Raw genomic sequence first — 3,906 nt, 5'->3', positions numbered from 1 at the left:
ATTGCCATCACAGGAACAGGCTAGCAAACACGACTTTTCAGACAAGCCCTAGTGTGTCATCGACCTCAATCCCAGGTATGGAACAGTGCTCTCCAGCTTCGTATGCGCGCACCTACTGCTTGCCTAGGTGTCGCAGACCCAGGACCGTGAGCTACAAATTCACTCGACGCCGCTTGCGATGGAGGTCATAGAACGCATCTGGGTAGGCTATCAACCGCTAGACCGGCGACGTTTCGCCAGCCGTACCGAGCGGCGCTTGTTTCGCCACAAGCGGCGTACGTCGCCAAGCGGCGCGGTACCAATGCGGATGGACCAGTATGCCCACCCGGTGGTAGTCATCAGGCCACGGCGCTGCTTTTGCTCTTCCAGTAGCACCAGCTCCTTGATGTACCGGTAAAACCCGGCATCGCTGAGATAGTCGTCGTTGGCGCGCTCGACTGCTCTGTGCCCTAGTCCGGTAACCATATCGAGAATGCACGCCACAGGTAGGACGCACGTGGCTATCGGTACCACGATTATCTGGAACAATGCCGAGTAGGCGGATGAGAAGTCCGACCAGAGTGTTGGAAGCGCAGGATAGAACGTTTCCTTGTCGATGAGGGCCACGACCACTGCCGCTATCACAGCGAGAAGCCCACCCAAGTACGTCGCGAAATTGCCTGCACTCGGGAGGCTGAAAAAGTGGCGTGTACGAAGGGTTGCGGGGCTACCGGCGCGTTGCTCAAGAGCCTGACGCCACTCCCATTGTTCGATGAGCTCTTTGGCCAGCTGGGCAAAGTCTTCTCGGCCAGCGAATTGTTCGGAGATCATTCGCCGCTTCGCTCGATCCGTTGCCGCCATGGCCTGCCGGATGCCCAAGATTCTCTTGCCCGGGTGATTTCGGGCGAAGCGACGCCGGTCGACCTCTATCAGGATCTGGGCGAGGCCCAGCAGCATCGGGATCTCCCAAAAGAGAGTCCAGTAGGAGAGATTGGCGTAGGTCGGAAGTTGCAGATAGACGTGGTGGTAGAAGAAAAGCGCTATCGACAGGACGACAAGCAACATCGATGAGGCGAAGAGGATAAAGATTCGCGATCCCCAGACGAAGCTAGGTATGAGTCGGAATTCCCGTCGAAAGGTCTTAACGTGGTGGGCCACGGTCCGCATTGCTAGCTTCCCTGCTTGTTGATCGCTGAAGATATTCCAGGGCAACACCATGTCACCAGCGACGCTTGTCTGTCCGTGGCCATAACCGCGACGACTGGCTACCCATTCGCCGATAGGTATCGATCCGTTGCGGCCGGATCCGAGCTGATGAGCCAATCACCTTCTGCTGGAACGGCGCGGATGCTGTCCACGCGGTTGAGCGGTACCCGGTAGGTCTTCCAGGACCTGAATGCCTAGACCTCAGCGTCACTGGCGATCTCCATGTCTATGGCATCCTGCATAGCGGCGACCTGGGTGCTGGCGTATTGCAGAAGCAGGGCGCGTTACCGGGTAGCCAGGTCCTTCGCTGCGGCCAACTAGGCTGCCTCGTTCATACTGAGATTTCCTATAGAAGCGGCGAGATTCAAGGCTGACCACAATACCACTTGGCTTACTCTAACTTACCGTGATCCAGGTTAACGAAAGCGCGAAGGGCACTTCTGGCCATAAACAACCTGCCGAAACCGTCCGCTTTGGGTCGGAGACTGCCGTTTGTGAAGGATCCCTACCAACCCATAGCGGGCGCACCTTATCCTCGTGCGGCTATTCGCTCTGCTTGCTGAATAGCCGGCTTAGGAAGAGCCATGCGAAGGCTTTCACGGTACTGCTCTGCCGCCGCCTCGTGGGTGACCTCGACAACCGCATCATAATTTTCCCGAATGATTCTCTCGATCTCAGCAATGTCAGCCCGGAAAAATTCTTTACGCCCATTGACCTTGTTGAGCCGGCCTGATGCAAAGTGGTCGTGCAGCTTTGCTTCTAACGCAGGGGCATTATTCGAGAAAACCATGGCATGCACATCGAACCAAAATGGCACCGAGGCGTCACCTAGCTCGTCTACTCGATCCATAGGTTCCAATCGGCGTGTCATGCCTATCTTGTAAACACCTTCACCGAATGCCCCAAGGTTAGAGATCACATACACATACCCGGCTTTGGCATTCTGCTCGCGATAATCAATGAGCTTTTCCTCGCTCTCTAGCTCGGCTCGACCAGTTTCAACTTCGGCTAGCTTCACTAGCAGAGCTGCACGCTCTTCATCCGATTGTGCTTGATCAAGACGAGCCTGAAGGCCGCGCATAGCAGCCGTAAAGTGCTTCCTCTCCTTAGCAATTTTCTCCCGTGCCGAGCGAATTTCCTGCTCCAGCTTCTGCTGCTCTCGAAGCTCTTCCCGGGCACGTTTTGCCTCTTCCTTTTCTTCTTGTTTCTTGATCTGAAACTCATGAGCAAGGTAAAGCTCGTTGAGCTTGAGATCGAGGTAAATACCAGATATCTCTACAGTCATGATCTTGCCGAGCCGATTACAGGCTTCGAACGATTTGAGGATTCGCTTCTCCCCAAGCTCAACGTTGTCGAATTTTACGTTTGCTACACAAGCATCCGCTTCGTTGTTGAAAGAGCGAATCACCAGCTTGATCATGTCGTTCACAAGTTTGCGGCCTTGCGCCTGACTGTTGTTCACAGTCCATTGCATGTTGCCGGTTGCGGCCTGTGCATTCTTGATCATTACCTTTTGTCGATCGCGGACGCTATCCAAGCGAGCCTTGTACTCTTGGCTAGTGGTTAGCTTAAACCTTGGTTCGTAGAGCGCAAAACTCTCTAGGAGGACTGTCTCCTCCCAGATAAGTATCTGCTCTTGTAGATCAGTGGAACGCTGAGCAAGCGCTGCCAACTCCCGTTCTGATCGTTGAGTTTCTTCGCGAACAGCCGCCAGCCTCACCTTCTCTTGCTCAACAAGGTTCTGGATATTTACTACGTCCATGGCACCTATTTGCGTGATAAGCGCTTGTAACTTCGAATACTGGGTGTGAAGCTCCGCGAGCTGGGTTTCCAGAGCCTCCGCACGCTGCCGGTATGCTGGGCCTTTCCAATAGTCACTAAAAGTCATGGATTCCTTCCTCGCTTTGAATCGATTTGCATATATCAGAAAGCACGGGAGGTGTGTTGTGACACTCTTTAAAGCACCTCAGTGCGAATCTCAAAAAGAACAAGCTATCGCTCTTCCTCACTGGTGCGAACGAGCGTAGCTGGACTGAAGTCACAAAGCCATCATTAGACCGTAAGGGTAAATAGAGCCTGCCAGAGGTTCGCTCGTCTGGGGCTGACGCCTTGCCTGTCTCAACTCTACCTCTGAGGGCGCGCTACACAAATGGCTGCTTCGGGTCGGTTGCTGTCGTTAGCTGATTCCGAGTTAGGTATTCCCAAAATTTAGCAGCAAATCCGGAAACCTATATGGAGACCGGTAACTACCGTAGCCACTACCTAGCTGTCTGAGAAATAGTCTGGCTTCCGTGCAGATCCTTGTAGCGCTGCATGATGTCGATCACCAGCGAGTTCACCGCCAGGATCTGCATTGCCCGGGTGACGGACACGTACAGCAGGTTTAGCTCATCGTCGCGGCTGGCTCGGTCGATCTCCGGTGCCAAAGGATCCGCGCTGAAATCGTCATAGAGCCCTACGAAGTCCCATTCCAAGCCCTTAGCCTTATGCGCGGTAGTCAGGGTGACGGTGGCATCTAGCTCGCTGGCCACCGCGCAACGCCGCAACTGTTCGATGCGCTTGGGCAGGTCGAAGTAGGCCTCGATGATCCGTACCGAACGCTGCATCTCCGGATCCTGGGTGGCCTTGGCGATTTCCTCGTACTGCTCGAAGTCACGGTAGTCGCGTAAGAGCTTCTTCTGCTGCACCAGGTCCTTGCGACCTCGGCTGAACTGGAACAGG

General features: G+C 54.6%; 3 protein-coding genes. All 3 read right to left on the bottom strand.

All coding sequences use genetic code 11. From position 1 onward, the window contains the following. Positions 1–210: 210 nt before the first annotated feature. A complete protein-coding gene (locus GSQ95_RS26095; protein WP_178118493.1) occupies positions 211–1,302 on the bottom strand; it encodes a hypothetical protein in 1,092 nt (363 codons plus the stop codon). Between the two features lie 412 nt (positions 1,303–1,714). Continuing rightward, positions 1,715–3,073 carry a DUF4041 domain-containing protein gene (locus tag GSQ95_RS05420; protein WP_158896842.1) on the bottom strand — a complete coding sequence of 453 codons (1,359 nt, stop codon included), beginning with the start codon at positions 3,071–3,073 and terminating at the stop codon, positions 1,715–1,717. Positions 3,074–3,443: 370 nt separating this feature from the next. Next, positions 3,444–3,906, bottom strand: a 463-nt coding sequence (locus GSQ95_RS05415; RefSeq protein WP_158973758.1) for a 3'-5' exonuclease, incomplete at its 5' end; no start/stop codon positions are given.

The sequence above is a fragment of the Pseudomonas sp. BAV 4579 genome (genome assembly GCF_009765395.1).
Lineage (GTDB): Bacteria > Pseudomonadota > Gammaproteobacteria > Pseudomonadales > Pseudomonadaceae > Chryseomonas > Chryseomonas aestiva.
The sequence above is the reverse complement of the archived record's forward strand: the minus strand, read 5'-3'. Positions and strand labels throughout refer to the sequence as shown.

Excerpts from the sequence above, each read along its gene's own strand:
- GSQ95_RS05420 (WP_158896842.1), bottom strand. The coding sequence starts at position 3,073 with ATGACTTTTAGTGACTATTGGAAAGGCCCAGCATACCGGCAGCGTGCG.